Consider the following 16,786-nt stretch of genomic DNA (forward strand, 5'->3'; position numbering starts at 1 on the left):
CAGCTTGCTGGGAAACAATGTAGTCAGTTTGTGACCGCCCGCAACTCGGGAAGTTGAGGAATTCACTGCCAGTTTACTCCAACCGATCAAAACCCCAGCCGATTGGCCGTCCACAACAGGACGAAGCCACTGACCACACAAAGAAGTCCGACCAGTCTGCGGGCCGGCTCGGGAATGCTGCGCAACGCCTCAAGCATCCGCTCGACAAGCGAAGGGGCCAGCGCATAGGCCAGCCCCTCGACAATCAACACCAGCCCGAAGGCCAGCAGGATCATACCCATTATTGGGAGGCCGGCGCGGCGGGCGCCGAACGGCCTTGCGGAGATCCGAGGTAGTTGAAGAACTCGGAATCCGGGCTGAGCACCAGCGAGCTGTTGCCGCCTTTCAGAGCGTTCTCATAGGCCGAAAGCGAGCGGTAGAACTCGAAGAACTCCGGGTCCTTGCCATAAGCTTCCGCAAAGATCGCGTTCCGTTCGGCATCAGCCTCACCGCGAACGATCTCCGCCTCACGGCGGGCCTCGGAGACCAGTTCGACCACGGTCCGGTCAGCCTGGGCACGAATCCGCTGTGCAGCTTCTTCACCGCGCGCCACTTCGTCGGCCGCCTCGCGTTCCCGCTCGGCGCGCATCCGGGCAAAGGTCGCTTCGAGGTTGGCCTGCGGCAGGTCGGTACGTTTCAGGCGAACGTCGATCACCTCAAGGCCCAGATCGCGGGCCTCGGCGATCGCGCCGTTGCGAATGCGCAGCATCAGCGCCGCCCGGTCCGAGCTGAGAATGTCATTCGAGCTTACCGAACCCAGAACCTCGCGGGTTTTGGCGCGCAGGATCGAATCCAGACGCTGCTCCGCTGTGTCGATGCCACCGGCACCCACGGCCTCACGGAACTGCCGCACATCGGTGATCCGATAGCGCGCGAAGGCGTCGACCACCAGGCGGCGGTCATCCAGCGGCGTGACTTCCAGCGGCCCGACCTCGCGGCTTAGAATACGGTCATCGTAGCGCACGACCTCCTGAATGACCGGAATCTTGAAGGCCAGGCCCGGGTCTTCCTTGACGTCGATCACGCGACCGAATTGCAGAACCAGCGCTTTTTCACGCTCGTCCACGATGAAGATCGCTGAGAGGGCGATCACAATAACCACGAAAATGGCAGGTAGGAGAAAGGTTGATTTACGCATGTCTTAGTTCCCCTCACCCGAGTTGCGGCGCAGTTCGTTCAGCGGCAGATAAGGCACGACGCCCTGCCCCTGGCCTGTTGCGCTGTCATCCAAGATGATCTTGTCCACGTCGCCCAGAACCTGCTCCATCCGTTCAAGGTACAGACGTTTGCGGGTCACATCCGGAGCTTTCGAGTATTCTTCGAGAACCGCGCCAAACCGGCTGGCCTCACCCTGAGCTTCGTTCACGACCTGTGCCCGATAGCCTTCGGCCTCTTCCAGCACCTGCGCGGCTTCACCACGCGCGCCGGCCAAAACCCGGTTCGCATAGGCATCGGCCTGCTTCTCCAGCCGGTCGCGTTCCTGTCCAGCCGACTGAACCTCGCGGAAGGCATCCTTTACCGGTTCCGGTGGGTCGGCGCCGTCAAAGTTCACACGGACGATGTTGATACCCGAGTTGTAGCTGTCCAGAGTCGACTGGATCAGTTCCTCAAGCCGTTCGGCGATGATAGCACGGTCGCGGTTCAGGATCGGCGCGAGGTCCGACTGCGCGATGATCTCGCGCATGGCCGACTCAGACACGGCCTGGATAGTTTGTTTCGGGTCGCGCAGGTTGAACAGGTAGTCCGCAGGATTCGAGATATTCCAGACCACCTGGAAATCGATATCGACGATATTTTCGTCGCCCGTCAGCATCAGACCGGCGTCCGAACCGCGACCGCCAGATCCGATGGTTTCGGTCTGTTCGACCTTCACCGGGATGACTTCGGCCGTGACAACAGGCCACGGGGCAAAGTTCAGACCTTCGGTGCCGATTCCGGTAAAGCGACCGAACAGCAGCTCAACAGACTGCTCTTCGGGCTTGACTGTGTAGGCGCTGGCAAAGCCCCACAGAACCAAGGCGGCAACCCCGCCCAGCAGGATGGTGCCCTTGGTAATTGCCGGGCCGCCACCGCCGCCCTGGCCGGATCCGTTGCCGCCTCGGCCCCCGCCGCCGCGCCCGCCCATCAGCACGCGCAGCTGCTCCTGGCCTTTTTTCATCAACTCGTCGATCTCGGGGATCTGCGGCCCGTCGCCTTCGGGCGGGCGTCGCCCGTCCCCATTGTTTCCCCGGTTTCCTCCGCCACCGGATGAGCCTCCGCCCCCCCAGGGGCCTCCGCTGTTGCCCGCCATGTGTTTCATTTCCCTTGTTTTGGCCCGTGTTCTTACGGGATCACTTGTAACCTGTGTGCGCGCGCTTGCAAATCAAGCGGTACGCACGGGTTGCCGCATGGTTACCAGTTCTTCGGCCATCACTGGATGAACCGCAACCGTACGATCGAAATCTTCCTTTGTCGCGCCCATTTTGACCGCGATGCCCGCCAACTGGATCATTTCGCCCGCGCCGGGGGCGACAATGTGACAGCCCAGCACCTTGCGGGTGGCCTGGCTGACGATCAGCTTCATCAACACCCGTTGCGTGCCGCCCGCGAACGCCTTCTGCATCGGCTTGAACGAGGTCGCGTAGACCTCGATCGGCTCCTGCTCGGCGGCCTGCTCCTCGCTCAGGCCCACGGTTCCCATCTCGGGCTGGGTGAAGATCGCGGTCGGGATCAGCTCATGATCCACTGGGGTGGGATTGCCCTTGAATACGGTCTCGACAAAGGCCATGCCCTCGCGGATGGCGACCGGCGTCAGGTTTACCCGGTCGGTCACGTCCCCGATGGCATAGATCGAGGGCACCGCGGTCTGGCTGTATTCGTCCACGACAATCTGCCCTTTGCGGCCACGTTCGACGCCCAGCGCCTCAAGGCCCAGATCATCCGCATTTGGCGCCCGGCCCGTGGCATACATCACCACATCGAACAGCTGTTCAGACCCGTTGGTCGCCTTGACCCAGATCTTGTCGCCCTGCTTTTTCATCTCGAGCACATTGGTGCCCAGATGCACGTCGATCCCGTTTTGGCACATCTCTTCGCAGATCAGCCCGCGCGCCTCGTCGTCGAAACCCCGCAGGATTTGCGCGCCGCGATAGAACTGCGTGGTCTTGACGCCCATGCCGTTCATGATCCCGGCGAATTCGCAGGCGATATAGCCGCCGCCGACGATCAGCATGGTCTCGGGCAGCTTCTCAAGGTGGAAGATCTCATTCGAGGTGATGGCCAGATCTGAACCGGGGAATTCGGGCACCACGGGGCGCCCGCCGGTGGCGATCAGGATGTGCTTGGCCGTCTTGCGAGTGCCGTCGGCCAGTTCAACCGTATGCGGGTCGACCAGTTTCGCACGCTGGTCAAAGGTTTCGACACCGTTGTTCTTGAGGATATTGCGATAGATGCCTTCCAGCCGGTCGAGTTCGGCATGCAGCTTGCCGCGGAACTGCGGCCAGTCGAAAGCGCCCGGCTGAATATCCCAACCATAGGCACGAGCGTCCTCGACCATTCCCGCGTATTCGCTGGCAAACACCATCAGCTTTTTGGGAACGCAGCCACGGATCACGCAGGTTCCGCCATAACGGTCCTCTTCGGCCAGCGCGACCTTGGCGCCGTTTTCGCCCGCCGCCACACGCGCCGCGCGGACACCGCCCGAGCCGCCTCCAATGACGAAAAGATCATAGTCAAAGCTCATGCCGCGTTCCTTTTGTCAGCCTGCCTGAAATTGCCCTGAGTATTTGGGGGCGTGAATGATCGTGCCAACCCCTTGGCCTGGAAATCGCACACCGCTGTGAAGCCGGGTGCGCGGTTGGCTCAGTCGGCCAGGTCCGAAAACAGGTTGTCGTGTTCGTCGCCCAACCGATCCAGCTCGATCGTACCGCTGTTGAAATCGCGCAGCTCGACCCGGCCGTCGCCGTGGCCGATCACGACCTTGTCGCAGATGTCGATGAACAGCCCGTTTTCGACCACACCCGGTATCTGGTTCAGCACCAAAGCCAGTTGCCTCGGGTTGCCGATGCGTTGCAGGTGCAGGTCGAGTATGTGATTGCCCTCATCCGTCACGGTCGGCGCCTCGCTGTTCATCCGCAGGGTCGCCGAAGTACCCAGCACGTCCATCGTGTCCAGCAACTCCTCGATCAGCGTGCGCGTGGTCTGCCAGCCAAAGGGAATGACCTCGACCGGCAGCGGGAACGCGCCCAGCGCCTCGACCTCTTTCCCTGCATCGGCGATCACGATCATCTGGTCGCTGGCCGTTGCCGCGATCTTTTCCTGCAGCAACGCCGCGCCGCCGCCCTTGATCAGGTTCAGCTCGCCGTCGAATTCGTCGGCGCCATCGATCGTCACGTCCAGCCAACCCGCCTGATCCAGCGAAACAACCTCGATCCCGACCTCGCGCGCAAGCTGTGCCGTAGCCGTCGACGTTGGAACGCCTTTGATCCGCAGACCTTCGTCCCGAACCCGCTCTCCCAGACGACGCACCAACCATGCCGCGGTCGATCCGGTACCCAGACCCACGCGCATCCCGTCTTCGACCATCTCGGCCGCGCGATAGGCGGCGACGCTCTTGGCCCGGTCGATGGGTGACAACTCTGCTGTCATTGCGGCTTCCCCTCAGTTCTTTGGGGAACTTATACGGAAAGCCCTGCCCGACTGCGAGGCCCAAAATCCGCGGGACCGGCGCAATAATCGATACACGAATACGCGTTTCCCATCGGAAACGTCGCAATCAAATCTTCAGTGGTCGGCTCGGTTGTGTAAATAAAGCGCATACAGTTTCCTAGCGGTTCGGGCGCTTCAAACCGGCCCGGCCGCCAACTCGCCACAAGGCTCAGCGACCAGACATGTTTCTATCCGTCTTCGATATGTTCAAAGTGGGCGTTGGCCCATCCTCGTCCCACACGATGGGGCCGATGGTGGCGGCTGCGCGGTTCCTCGATCTGATGCGCGCCTCGCCATTCGAATTCGCTGGCTTGCGCGCGTCTCTGCATGGATCTTTGGCCTTCACCGGCGTCGGCCACGCCACGGACCGCGCCACGATCCTGGGGCTGGCTGGGTTTGTCCCCGACAGCTATGACCACGGCCGTGCCGAAGCGGCACTGGCCGCAATTGCCGAAACCGGCACTGTCACACCCGAGGGTCTGCCAACCCTTCAGTTCGACCCAAAGGCCGATCTGATCTTCGACTACGACAACACCCTACCCGGCCATGCCAACGGCATGATCCTGATGGCCACCGACGCGCAGGGCGACGTGATCCTGCGGCAGGTTTATTACTCAGTCGGCGGCGGCTTTGTCCTGACCGAAGAGGAACTAGCCGAAGGCAAGGACACAAATGACGGCCCGCCGGTACCTTTCCCGTTCAAGACCGCCGCCGAAATGCTGGAAATGGCGCGCAGCAGCGGCAAGACCATCGCCGAAATGAAACGCGCCAACGAGATCGCGCGCGGCTGCGCCGACAGTTTCGCGAAGGGCACCGCCCGACTGTGGGAGGTGATGAACGCCTGTATCGAGCGCGGGCTGACCACCGACGGCATCCTGCCCGGCGGCCTCAAGGTTCGGCGCCGCGCCAAGGCGATCCACGATGCGCTGATGGCCGAGCGCGGCATGAACCTGAACGCGCCGCACACGATCAACGACTGGATGAGCGTTTATGCGATGGCGGTGAACGAGGAAAACGCCGCCGGCGGTCAGGTCGTCACCGCCCCCACCAACGGCGCGGCGGGCGTACTGCCGGCGGTGCTGCGCTATTACCTCGATCACGTTCCCGGCGCGTCAGAAAGCCATATCGAGGATTTCCTGCTGACCGCCGCCGCTATCGGCGGTCTGGTGAAGTACAACGCGTCGATCTCGGGTGCCGAGGCTGGCTGCCAGGCCGAGGTCGGCAGCGCGGCCGCAATGGCCGCGGCGGGTCTTTGCGCAGTGATGGGCGGCACACCGGAACAAGTGGAAAACGCCGCCGAGATCGCGCTGGAGCATCACTTGGGCATGACTTGCGACCCGGTCGCCGGGCTGGTTCAGGTGCCCTGCATCGAGCGCAACGGGCTGGGCGCGATCAAAGCCGTTTCGGCGGCGTCGCTGGCCCTGCGCGGAGACGGGCAGCATTTCGTGCCGCTGGATGCGGTGATCGAGACCATGCGCCAGACCGGCCATGACATGCACGAGAAGTACAAGGAAACCTCGCTGGGCGGACTGGCCGTCAACGTGCCAAACTGCTGAGGGATCAAACCGGGAGGGCAGCTCAATGCATGGACATTGCCTGTGCGGCAGAATCGAGTTCGAGGTCGACCCTCCGGTCCTGTCTTGTGTTTCCTGCCATTGTGACAGCTGCCGCCGCCAGTGTGCCGCGCCGATGACCACATATTTTGGGGTGCGCGACGGTCAGTGGCGTTGGACCGGAGAGGAACCGAAGCGGTTCAACTCTTCCCCCGGTGTCGAGCGCAGCTTTTGCCCGCATTGCGGAACGCCGATCTCGTTCCGATCCACTACGATGTCCGACGTTTTGCACCTTTATGTAGCGACACTGGAGAACCCCGAAGCCCTGCGGCCAACGCTGCATGTCGCCTATGAAGAGAAACTGACGTGGCTCGAACTGGGTGACGGGCTGCCCACTTGCCTCGGTCCGGACTACACAAAGGTGCAGCCCTTGCCCGAGGGCTGACGACGGGCCTTTCCCATTCTTCGGGAAACGTCTAGCGTCGCGGCCATGACACAGGATCGTCCCGTCTTCGGCATCGTTTTGATGCTTGGTTTCTGCGTGCTTGCACCGCTGGGCGATGCCTTGGCCAAGCTGTTGGGAGAAATCACTCCGCTTGGCGTTCTTGTGCTGGTGCGTTTTGCGGTTCAGGCGGCCATCCTGATCCCGCTGGTGGCGCTGACGGGTCGGACCTGGCGGATGCGCGGGCGCGTGCTGCGGCTGACCGTGCTGCGCACTCTGCTGCACATTGTCGGAATAGCCGCGATGTTCAGTGCGCTGCAGTATCTGCCTTTGGCCGATGCCGTCGCCATCGCCTTTGTCATGCCGTTCATCATGCTACTGTTGGGCAAGTATGTGCTGGGTGAAGAAGTCGGGCATCGTCGTCTGATCGCCTGCATTGTCGGCTTTGCTGGCACGTTGCTGGTCATCCAGCCCAGCTTTGCCGAGGTTGGTGCTCCGGCCCTTTTGCCGCTGATCGTGGCCGTCGTCTTTGCCCTGTTCATGCTGGTGACCCGGCAGATTGCCAAAGAAACCGATCCAATTGCACTGCAGGCCGTGTCCGGGCTGCTGGCCACCGCGGTCCTGGCTCCATTGCTCGCGATCGGGGCCCTGACAGGTCTTCCAGATCTGGCACTGACCCTGCCGCAAGGCAACGCCCATTGGTTGCTGTTGGCGATCGGTGTTCTGGGAACCGTGGCACATCTGCTGATGACATGGGCGCTGCGGTTCGCGCCTTCGGCAACGCTGGCGCCGATGCAGTATCTGGAGATTCCGGTGGCGACGTTGATCGGCTGGCTCATCTTTCACGATCTGCCAAACGGTCTGGCGGCCCTGGGGATCGCCATCACGATCGCGGCCGGGCTTTATGTCATCCTGCGCGAGCGGGCCAGCGCACGGTCTGCTCCGACGCAAACGCCCGCATGACAGCATCAAGAGCATCGCGCGGCACCATGACCAGCAACCCGGGTCCGTCAACCTCGAGGGTAACCTGAGCCAGCGCACGGTTCGATGTTCCGACTCGCCCGTCCGGCTCAAGCACCAGTCCGTCGATTGGCCACTCCAACCCCGAACTGCGTCCGGTTACCCGCTGAAATGGAAACAATGACACTGTGTCGCCCGGCGTGAGCGACAGTGATATCCTAGGCGGGGCGTGAAAGACCACTTCGCGTGCTCCCAGAAGGACGCACGGCCTGTCTTTGTGGCAAACCAGCGTATTGAGCACCGCCAGTTGGTGGTCCAGCCGACCTCCGAGAAACCCGACACCCAAGACCAGCGGCGCGCGGATATTGCGTAGGGCCTTGTCGAAATCAGTGCTGTCCTGTTCCCGGATCGGAAACAAACGGTCCTCTGGTATCCGTGCAAGATAGGCGTGTGCCAACGAATCGAAGTCGCCGATCACCGCATCCGGAACGCGCCCCGAATCGATCAATGCGGCGGCCCCGCCATCCGCGGCTACAGCGCCATTGACGCGATTCAGCGCCAGATTCAGGTCATCGGGGCCGGTTTCCCCTCCTCCGAACAGGGCAATTGGTCTTTTGGAATGAACAATTTCGCCGTTTTTTCCAAGATTGACCATTTTTCCCGCTTTTGGACACATTGAGACCACAAAATGATAGGTTCTTTAGAACAGGTTCGAGCTGACAGACGCGCCCAGCGTCGCGCGGGTTGGCTCTGTGTAGTTTGTAGAGGACGTGCGTCTGATGGTACAGAACAACAAGGTATTGACCGTTTCCTACGGAACCTTCTCATGCACTTTGGAAGGCTTTGACGATTCCTTTGAGACGATGAAGGCGATTGCCGAATACTTCCGCGATCTTGCTGCGGATGACAGGTATTTCGGCTCCGAGCCTCCGCAACCAGACGCAGAAATGTTGACCCGTATCGCTCAGCGTGACGCTTCGCGCCGTGTGGAAGCCAAGCAGAACGACACCGGACTGCTGCTGCGCGCCACGGATGAAGCCCATGATGCGGCCCCGCAACAAACCGCACCCGCAGCCAGCACACCGGCGCCCGCCAGCCCTGATCTGAGCGTGGTCGACACGGCACCGGCGGCTGGTGCTGCCGCATTCTTTGCCGATGCCGAGCAGGTCGAATCCGCAGCCCCCCAAGGCGCCGACAGCATCGCCGCCAAGCTGCAGCGCATCCGCGCGGTCGTCTCGCACAATGACCAGACGCCCCCCGCCTACAGCGAAGACGAAGACAGCGGTTTTCTAGCGTCGCCCGAGCCCCAGATTGACGCCATCTCGGCCGCATTCGAAGCCGGAGCGCTCAGCCCCGACGATTTGGATGCAACCGAAGAGGTGACGCAGGAAGATGCTGAAGATGCTCCGGTAGAAGCCACACAACAGCCCACGGACCCGTTTGTCGACCTGGCCGAGGAAGAACCTCAGGCCGCGGTCGAATTCGAAGCGGCAGAAGAATTCCCGGCAGCACCGGAAGTTGAAGCGGAGGCTGAAGTTGAAGCGGAGGCTGATGAAGCTGCCGAGGATGCTCCGGAAGTTGAAGCTGATCTGGAAGAGGCTGAGGAAGCCGCGGCGGAAGAAACGTCCGAAGACGACCAGGCCGCCAGTGATGAAGAAGCCTCGTCCGAGATTCTCTTTGCTGATCTTGAAGAGGACACCGACTCGGAGCCCGAGGCTGACGACATCCTCAACATTCTGGGTGATCAGCCCGAAGATGCCGATGAGGAAGTCTCTGAACTCGCGGAAGACGGCGTCCTGACTGCCGAAGACGAAGAGAGCATCCTGGGTGAGATCTCGGAAATCGAAGCGGAAATGGATGCGCGCTCGAAACGCGACGCAAACAAGCCTCAGGACCTGGACTCGGACGTGTTGCGCCTGATGGAGAAGGCCGACGCCCAAATGGACGACCCGGCCACTTCGGACAAGCGGGAAACTTATTCCCACCTGCGCACAGCTGTAGCAGCCACCGAAGCTGAAGGCGGCAAGGCCCGCGATGCGGATGAGGACGAAAACCAGAAATATCGTGGAGACCTGGCCTCGGTCGTCAGCCCCCGTCGTCCCGAAATCCATGTCACCAGCATGCGCCCCGAGTCGGATACGGCCGCGCCGCTCAAGCTGGTTGCCGAGCAGCGTATCGATACGCAGGACGCGGACGCCGGTCCGGTCACCCCGCGCCGCGTGACCGCAGCACAAGACGACGACGCATCCGAAGAAGGCGGCTTTGCCCACTTCGCTCAGGAGCAGGGCGCACAATCCCTGCCCGACCTGCTGGAGGCGGCGGCGGCCTACCTGTCTTTCATCGAAGGTCAGGAGCAGTTCTCGCGTCCGCAGCTGATGAACAAGGTGCGGTCACTCAAGCAGGATGAATTCAACCGCGAAGAAAGCTTGCGTTCGTTCGGCCAGCTTCTGCGCGATGGAAAGATCGAAAAAGCCGGCGGAGGGCGCTTTGCCGCCTCGAACCAGATCGGCTTCCGCCCCGACGACAAGCGCGCCGCGGGCTGACAAGACCCCCCAACTGCCCAAGACAGGCCGGAGATCCTCTCCGGCCTTTTTTGCATTTTGCGTGAAAGCTCAGAACTTGAACGCCAACGCCACGTACGGGCCGGTCAGTATAAGATCGACAACGTTGCGGCCGTCCTCAAAATCAACGCTCAGATGACGGTAGCCGGCCGCAACATCGATGGTCTCGGTCCAGCTCCAATTGGCTTGAACGAGGGCTTCCCACTGGAATTTCGACCCATAGCCAAAGCCACCGATGTTGCCCATGGCCGCCAGTTTCCACCGCTCATTCAGCGCGCGAGAGTATCGTGCCCCAATGATTGGATCTGTCCAGCTTTGGTCAGTGCTTGCCGTGAAACCGGCCACAGTTGTCGACAGATCAAGATCCCAATGGCGCAGCCCGCCCAGCACCTCAATTCGGGACTGGCTGTCCTCTGCCACCGCGTAGCTGCCCGCGAGCGAGGTCATGATCCCGTCCAGCTCCCAGCTCGCGGCGTTGCTGAATGGTCCGATGGAAACGGTGTCGCCCAAATTCAGATAGTTGAACTCGCCTCCGATCGTCCAACGCCCTTTTCGGGCCTCGCCCGCGATCAGGAATGCGCTGTTTAGAATGTCGAAGATGGATTTGCTGCCATCAACCGGAGGGTTCGGCCCAATGTCCAGAGACGTTCTGAAATCCGGCCCCCAGAGGTAAGGGGCAATGATGAACTCCCAATCATCAGCCCAAACGGCACCCGAACTCAGGGTTGCGAGACTGGTCAATGTGACCAAAACAGCATTTTTCATCAAGGATCCACCTGCCGACTTGTGCTTTTCGAAACTGTTTTTCGGACAAGCCTGTCACGTCGGCAGGTTTCTTACAACGGTCTGGTCTATTGCTGATCTTGATCCGGGTCTTCTTTGCCAACGCCACGAAACACAAATTTGAATGGCAGCGCCCAAAGAACACCCAAAACCACATAGACCAGCAGTTCGACCAGGATCGATGGTCGGTCCAGCCAGTTCACGATGGTGACCACCGCCACAATATACAGCGGCAGCCCCACCAGCAACAGAACCAGCGACCACCGTCTGCGGGCCTTGTAGCTGAGGCCGGGTTTGTCCGCGCCTGCCATCAGTCGGCAAACGGGTCGGTCACCAGGATGGTGTCGTCCCGCTCCGGGCTGGTGGACAGCAGCGCAACCGGGCATTCGATCAGTTCTTCCACCCGGCGAACGTATTTGATGGCGTTTGCCGGCAAGTCTGCCCAGCTGCGCGCGCCTTCGGTGGACTCGCTCCAGCCCGGCATTTCTTCATAGATCGGTGTGCACCGCGCCTGCTGATCCGCAGCCGTCGGCAAATAGTCCAAACGCTTGCCGTCCAGTTCGTAAGCGACACAGATTTTCAGCGTCTCGAACCCGTCCAGAACATCGAGCTTGGTCAGGGAAATGCCGTTGACGCCACTTGTGGCGCAGGTTTGCCGCACGAGGCAGGCGTCAAACCAGCCGCAGCGCCGCTTGCGGCCTGTCGTGGTGCCGAATTCATGTCCGCGCTCCCCCAGTCGCTGCCCGTCGGCGTCGTGCAGTTCGGTCGGGAACGGTCCTTCGCCAACACGGGTAGTGTAGGCCTTCACGATACCCAGAACGAAGTCGATCGACCCCGGACCAATCCCCACGCCCGTCGCCGCTTGCCCTGCAATCACGTTCGACGAGGTCACAAACGGATACGTACCAAAATCGATATCCAGCAATGCACCCTGAGCGCCTTCGAACAGGATGCGCTTGCCCGCTTTGCGCTTTTCGTTCAGCACTTTCCAGACGGGGGCCGCAAAAGGCAGGATCTGCGGCGCGATTTCCTTCAATTGGGCGATCAGTGCGTCACGATCCACGGCGTCGATACCCAAACCCTTGCGCAGCGGGTCGTGGTGTTGCAACGCCCTATCGACCCGGGCCTCGAGAGTCGCCTCATCCGCAAGATCGGCCACACGCACCGAGCGGCGACCAACCTTGTCTTCATAGGCCGGGCCGATCCCGCGCCCGGTCGTGCCAATCTTGGTGCCCTTGCTCGCTGCTTCCTCGCGCGCGCGGTCCAGCTCGCCGTGGATCGGCAGGATCAAGGGTGTGTTTTCCGCAATCATCAGCGTTTCAGGTGTGATCTCGACGCCTTGCGCGCGGATCGTTTCGATCTCTTTCAGCAGATGCCAGGGATCCAGGACAACCCCGTTGCCGATGACGCTCAGCTTGCCACCACGCACCACACCAGACGGCAGTGCATGCAGCTTGTAGACCTCGCCATCGATGACCAGCGTATGCCCGGCGTTGTGCCCGCCCTGAAAACGCGCGATCACGTCTGCCCGCTCGCTGAGCCAGTCGACGATCTTGCCTTTTCCTTCGTCACCCCATTGGGCGCCGACAACAACCACATTGGCCATATCCGGTCCTTTTTGCGCTGATTTACCAAACCCGGCCCATATAGCGGGGTGCAGGCAACAGGGAAACCGGTAATTCGCCGCAGCCACCAATCGCGCCGACGCGCAATGCTGTTGTCGGGGATCATGGCCACCGGATGGAGTCCGCGCCGTTGTTCATCTGACCCAGAAGATACCGGGATAACCCCCGGAACGGGCAGCAACTGCCAAGTCACCCGGGGTTAAAGGCGTACCGGCATTCCGTGAGGCGTCTTTAGATACGCCTCCTCCCAAGCTGCGCGCATTTCGTGGACTTCTTCGGGCAACGCCGTTTCCTGCTCGGCCAAAACCGACTCGAGCGTTTCGAGCCAGGCCATGAAATAGTCATCGCCCCCGTCCAGCTCGCGGTTCAGCCCGTGGCGCCGCAAAGTCTCGGAGAACCGGGCGGCCCAATCGGTCCAGGAAATCCGGCCGGCCTCGTTCAACGCCACCGTCACCGCAAACACCTGAGCGTGCCAGGGGTTCTCAAAAACCGGACTTGGGGCGTTGTGATCGGGACAGATGCTCATGCGGGTTCCAGATAGCTTTGCCAGAGATCCAGAATCACCTCGTCGTCCGGGTGTTCGGGATTGGCCCACAGTTCCGACGCGGGAAAAGCAACGGCATAAAGCGGCTCGGGCGCTTCACCCAGACCATGCGCGCTGGAGTCCGGCAAGACATGTGTGCCGTGAAACCGCAAAATGCGTCCGGTCGCGCCCGCTCCGTATGCGGGCAGCCGCGTGTGCCCCCCTGCAACAAGACGATTGGCAGAAGGGCGCAGCGTGCGAACGGTCTGGCCGACCTCAAAAGCGGCAGGGATGTTCGACGGGCGATCGGCCGGTCCACCTTTAGCCAGAACTCTGGCCACCGCATCCGCCGGCAGTTTTCGCGGAGCAAGCGGATGTGGCCTGTCAACGCCCTGCCCGCGCAGATCCTCGATCTGCAGAACCCCGGTCTCGACCAACAGGTTGGCCAGGGCCGAAATCCATTTCTCGTAATAGCTGTACCGGGCATAGTCCTTGGGGGACAGCCTTTCTCGCGCATGGCGCGACGTGTCGATGTTCCATTGGCCCAACGCGCCGGCAGCCAGCGTCACTGCAAGGGCCCGCGCGTGCCAGTCTTCGGCAAACACCGGCACGTCTTCAGGCTCGGGGCGTACCGGCCCGTCACCGAACCGCCCGCCCATGTCGTGGACACGGGTCATGCCGACACCTTCGGCAAACCCGTGCCGATCATGCTGTCGCGCGTGACCAGCGCGGCGAGGTCTGCTTCGCTCAGACCATCAGTGCCTTCTGGGCGCATGGGCAAGACCAGATACCGTATTTCGGCGGTCGAATCCCAGACACGAACTGCGGTACCCTTGGGCAGTTCAACTCCGAACTCAGCCAGGACGCGGCGCGGCTCGCGCACGGCTCGGGCGCGGTAAGCGTCAGATTTGTACCAGCCCGGGGGGATACCCAACAGCGGCCATGGGTAACAGCTGCACAAGGTGCAGACGACCATGTTGTGCGTCCGGGGAGTATTCTCGACCACGACCATATGTTCGCCCTGCCGGCCATAAAACCCCATCTCAGAGAGCACAGGCGTAGCGTCGCCCAGCAGAGCGCGTTTGAACTCCGGGTCAGACCAAGCTTTGGCGACAACCTTCGCACCGTTTTGCGGGCCGATCCGGTTCTGATAGGTGTCTATGATCTCGTCCAGAGCGGCCGGATCGATCAAACCCTTGCGGGTCAGGATCGTCTCGAGCGCTTTGACGCGCAAAGCGGGGTCCGGGGGCAGCAACGCGTGCGGGTGGTCGTGGTCGTCATGTGGCATGGCCGCAGCCTGAGCCAGGCACCGCCGGGTGTCCAGCCCCATTTGGCCTGTTCGGCACAATCCCTGGCGGTGACGGCAACTCGTGGCTTGCCCCCGGCCTCAAACTTGCTTAAGTACCCGGCGATACACGCCACGCCGCACAGGAACACCATGGAAAACGTCGTTCTCATCATCCACCTTCTTTTGGCTTTGGGCCTGATCGCCGTTGTTCTGCTGCAGCGGTCCGAAGGCGGTGGCCTGGGCATGGGTGGCGGCGGTGGTGGCGCCATTGCAGGACGTTCGGCAACGACGGCACTGGCAAAGGTGACCTGGATCCTTGCAGCCTGCTTCATCGTCACCTCGATCACCCTGACGATTCTTGCCGCGGAAAAATCGGCTGGAAGCTCGGTCATCGACCGGCTTGGCGTTCCGGCTCAGGACGCGACCGAAGAGAGCACACCTGCTGTTCCCTCGGCCGAGGACCTTCTGCCGCCGGCGCAGGGCGACAACGCGCCGCTGATCCCGCAGGCCGACTGATCCACAAAACCTGGAAACCTGAAAGAGAACCACAACAGCATCTTGCGGTTCTCTTGCGCTTTTTGCGCGAATCCTTTATACGTGAAGTCCCGTGATGCTGCGGTTTTTTCGAACCGCCGGGCAGTTGATGTTGACGTCTCACGGGGGCAGCCGAAGAAACATGGCACGATTTATTTTCATCACTGGTGGTGTTGTTTCATCCTTGGGCAAAGGGCTGGCGTCCGCTGCTCTGGGTTCGCTTCTGCAGGCTCGGGGATACTCGGTTCGGCTGCGCAAGCTGGATCCCTACCTGAATGTCGACCCCGGCACGATGTCGCCGTTCGAACATGGTGAAGTCTTCGTCACCGACGACGGGGCCGAGACCGACCTGGACCTGGGTCACTACGAACGCTTCACGGGTGTTGCCGCACGAAAGACCGACTCGGTCAGTTCGGGGCGGATCTATTCGAACGTTCTGGAAAAGGAACGCCGCGGCGACTATCTGGGCAAGACCATTCAGGTGATCCCGCACGTGACCAACGAGATCAAGGACTTCATCGCCATCGGCGAGGATGAGGTAGATTTCATGCTGTGTGAAATCGGCGGCACCGTGGGCGACATCGAAGGCCTGCCCTTCTTTGAAGCCATCCGTCAGTTCAGTCAGGACAAACCGCGCGGCCAGTGCATTTTCATGCACCTGACCCTGTTGCCTTACATCAAGGCCTCTGGCGAGCTGAAGACCAAGCCCACCCAGCACTCGGTCAAGGAACTGCGCTCAATCGGCCTGGCGCCCGACATTCTGGTCTGCCGTTCCGAAGGACCGATCCCGCAGAAAGAGCGCGAAAAGCTGGCCCTGTTCTGCAACGTGCGCCCCGACGCGGTAATCGCCGCGCAAGATCTCTCGACCATTTACGACGCGCCGCTGGCCTATCACCGCGAAGGTCTCGATCAGGCCGTGCTTGACGCATTCCAGATCAGCCCGGCGCCCAAGCCCGACCTGTCGAAGTGGGAAGACGTCAGCGACCGCATCCACAACGCCGAGGGCGAAGTGAAGGTCGCGATCGTCGGAAAGTACACCCAACTGGAAGACGCCTATAAGTCCATCGCCGAGGCGCTGACCCATGGCGGCATGGCCAATCGCGTCCGGGTCAAGGTTGAGTGGGTCGATGCCGAGATCTTCGACACCGAAGACCCCGGTCCGCATCTGGAAGGGTTCCATGCCATTCTGGTGCCCGGCGGTTTTGGCGAGCGCGGCACCGAAGGCAAGATCAAGGCTGCGCAATATGCCCGCGAACACAAGGTGCCGTATCTGGGCATCTGTCTGGGCATGCAGATGGCAGTGATCGAAGCCGCGCGCAACGTGGCCGGCATTTCCGGCGCGGGGTCCGAGGAATTCGACCACGAGGCCGGCAAAAAACGCTTTGAACCGGTGGTCTATCACCTCAAGGAATGGGTCCAGGGCAACGCCAAGATCGAACGCAAGCTTGGTGACGACAAGGGCGGCACCATGCGTCTGGGTGCCTACAACGCGGTTCTGACCGAAGGCTCGAAAGTGGCCGAGGTCTACGGCAGCACCCAGATCGAAGAACGACACCGCCACCGCTATGAGGTGGACACCAAGTATCGCGAACAGCTTGAGAAAGCTGGCCTTAACTTCTCGGGGATGTCACCCGATGGACGCCTGCCCGAGATCGTCGAATGGTCGGATCACCCGTGGTTCATCGGCGTGCAGTACCACCCGGAACTGAAATCCAAACCTTTCGATCCGCACCCGTTGTTCCGCGACTTCGTTCGCGCGGCCAAGGACACGTCGCGTCTGGTCTGAGGCGGA

At 61.5% G+C, this 16,786-nt stretch carries 18 protein-coding genes; 6 read left to right on the forward strand and 12 right to left on the reverse strand.

Features of this window, described 5'->3' with window-relative positions; translation table 11 throughout:
- Nucleotides 1-86: 86 nt before the first annotated feature.
- From ACR0IR_RS08575 to rpiA, 5 genes are all read right to left on the reverse strand, one after another.
- Nucleotides 87-281 (reverse strand): DUF2065 domain-containing protein, encoded by a 195-nt coding sequence (locus tag ACR0IR_RS08575; protein ID WP_093962522.1) that lies wholly within the window; start codon nucleotides 279-281, stop codon nucleotides 87-89.
- On the reverse strand, nucleotides 281-1,177 hold the full coding sequence (hflC, locus tag ACR0IR_RS08580) for a protease modulator HflC (RefSeq protein ID WP_170338336.1): 897 nt from the start codon (nucleotides 1,175-1,177) through the stop codon (nucleotides 281-283). The genes ACR0IR_RS08575 and hflC overlap by 1 nt, the downstream gene beginning before the upstream one ends.
- 3 nt (nucleotides 1,178-1,180) lie before the next feature.
- Nucleotides 1,181-2,329 (reverse strand): FtsH protease activity modulator HflK, encoded by a 1,149-nt coding sequence (gene hflK / locus ACR0IR_RS08585; RefSeq protein ID WP_170338334.1) that lies wholly within the window; start codon nucleotides 2,327-2,329, stop codon nucleotides 1,181-1,183.
- 72 nt (nucleotides 2,330-2,401) lie between these two features.
- Complete coding sequence (gene gor, locus ACR0IR_RS08590) at nucleotides 2,402-3,760, reverse strand: glutathione-disulfide reductase (RefSeq protein ID WP_170363123.1); 1,359 nt, start codon at nucleotides 3,758-3,760, stop codon at nucleotides 2,402-2,404.
- A 119-nt stretch (nucleotides 3,761-3,879) separates the two neighbouring features.
- Nucleotides 3,880-4,665, reverse strand: coding sequence for a ribose-5-phosphate isomerase RpiA (rpiA, locus tag ACR0IR_RS08595; protein WP_170338330.1), 786 nt, complete (start codon nucleotides 4,663-4,665; stop codon nucleotides 3,880-3,882).
- Between the two features lie 242 nt (nucleotides 4,666-4,907).
- Here rpiA and ACR0IR_RS08600 point away from each other — a divergent pair, with 242 nt between their 5' ends.
- Genes ACR0IR_RS08600 through ACR0IR_RS08610 form a run of 3 tightly spaced genes read left to right on the forward strand, consistent with a single transcriptional unit; the run spans nucleotide 4,908 to nucleotide 7,683 of the window.
- Entirely contained in the window at nucleotides 4,908-6,281 is a 1,374-nt protein-coding gene (locus tag ACR0IR_RS08600) for an L-serine ammonia-lyase (protein ID WP_170363122.1), read from the forward strand.
- Nucleotides 6,282-6,306: 25 nt separating this feature from the next.
- The gene (locus tag ACR0IR_RS08605; protein WP_170363121.1) at nucleotides 6,307-6,723 is read left to right on the forward strand and encodes a GFA family protein; all 417 of its coding nucleotides are present in this window, start codon (nucleotides 6,307-6,309) and stop codon (nucleotides 6,721-6,723) included.
- A 45-nt stretch (nucleotides 6,724-6,768) separates the two neighbouring features.
- Nucleotides 6,769-7,683, forward strand: a complete 915-nt coding sequence (locus ACR0IR_RS08610; protein ID WP_170363120.1) for a DMT family transporter — start codon at nucleotides 6,769-6,771, stop codon at nucleotides 7,681-7,683.
- Here ACR0IR_RS08610 and ACR0IR_RS08615 read toward each other — a convergent pair.
- On the reverse strand, nucleotides 7,628-8,335 hold the full coding sequence (locus tag ACR0IR_RS08615; RefSeq protein ID WP_170363119.1) for a thiamine diphosphokinase: 708 nt from the start codon (nucleotides 8,333-8,335) through the stop codon (nucleotides 7,628-7,630). The genes ACR0IR_RS08610 and ACR0IR_RS08615 overlap by 56 nt on opposite strands.
- Nucleotides 8,336-8,459: 124 nt before the next feature.
- Between ACR0IR_RS08615 and ACR0IR_RS08620 the strand changes: the two genes are divergently transcribed.
- Nucleotides 8,460-10,223 (forward strand): hypothetical protein, encoded by a 1,764-nt coding sequence (locus ACR0IR_RS08620; RefSeq protein ID WP_170363118.1) that lies wholly within the window; start codon nucleotides 8,460-8,462, stop codon nucleotides 10,221-10,223.
- A 69-nt stretch (nucleotides 10,224-10,292) separates the two neighbouring features.
- Here ACR0IR_RS08620 and ACR0IR_RS08625 read toward each other — a convergent pair whose 3' ends face one another.
- The 6 genes from ACR0IR_RS08625 to nthA all read right to left on the reverse strand — a co-directional run bounded on the left by ACR0IR_RS08625 (nucleotide 10,293) and on the right by nthA (nucleotide 14,460).
- The gene (locus ACR0IR_RS08625; protein WP_170363117.1) at nucleotides 10,293-11,006 is read right to left on the reverse strand and encodes a porin family protein; all 714 of its coding nucleotides are present in this window, start codon (nucleotides 11,004-11,006) and stop codon (nucleotides 10,293-10,295) included.
- 86 nt (nucleotides 11,007-11,092) lie between these two features.
- Nucleotides 11,093-11,335, reverse strand: coding sequence for a DUF2842 domain-containing protein (locus ACR0IR_RS08630; RefSeq protein ID WP_093962533.1), 243 nt, complete (start codon nucleotides 11,333-11,335; stop codon nucleotides 11,093-11,095).
- Nucleotides 11,335-12,630, reverse strand: a complete 1,296-nt coding sequence (locus ACR0IR_RS08635; protein ID WP_170337852.1) for an adenylosuccinate synthase — start codon at nucleotides 12,628-12,630, stop codon at nucleotides 11,335-11,337. The genes ACR0IR_RS08630 and ACR0IR_RS08635 overlap by 1 nt, the downstream gene beginning before the upstream one ends.
- A 218-nt stretch (nucleotides 12,631-12,848) precedes the next feature.
- Nucleotides 12,849-13,175 (reverse strand): nitrile hydratase accessory protein, encoded by a 327-nt coding sequence (locus tag ACR0IR_RS08640; protein ID WP_170363116.1) that lies wholly within the window; start codon nucleotides 13,173-13,175, stop codon nucleotides 12,849-12,851.
- Nucleotides 13,172-13,849: a nitrile hydratase subunit beta gene (gene nthB / locus ACR0IR_RS08645; protein WP_170363115.1), complete on the reverse strand. Its 678-nt coding sequence runs from the start codon at nucleotides 13,847-13,849 to the stop codon at nucleotides 13,172-13,174. The genes ACR0IR_RS08640 and nthB overlap by 4 nt, the downstream gene beginning before the upstream one ends.
- Nucleotides 13,846-14,460: a nitrile hydratase subunit alpha gene (nthA, locus tag ACR0IR_RS08650; RefSeq protein ID WP_170363114.1), complete on the reverse strand. Its 615-nt coding sequence runs from the start codon at nucleotides 14,458-14,460 to the stop codon at nucleotides 13,846-13,848. The genes nthB and nthA overlap by 4 nt, the downstream gene beginning before the upstream one ends.
- Nucleotides 14,461-14,610: 150 nt before the next feature.
- Between nthA and secG the strand changes: the two genes are divergently transcribed.
- Both secG and ACR0IR_RS08660 read left to right on the forward strand, forming a co-directional pair.
- On the forward strand, nucleotides 14,611-14,976 hold the full coding sequence (gene secG, locus ACR0IR_RS08655; RefSeq protein ID WP_093962537.1) for a preprotein translocase subunit SecG: 366 nt from the start codon (nucleotides 14,611-14,613) through the stop codon (nucleotides 14,974-14,976).
- Nucleotides 14,977-15,136: 160 nt separating this feature from the next.
- On the forward strand, nucleotides 15,137-16,780 hold the full coding sequence (locus ACR0IR_RS08660) for a CTP synthase (RefSeq protein WP_170363113.1): 1,644 nt from the start codon (nucleotides 15,137-15,139) through the stop codon (nucleotides 16,778-16,780).
- Nucleotides 16,781-16,786 lie beyond the last annotated feature (6 nt).

Source organism: Ruegeria sp. CF2, from assembly GCF_056537385.1.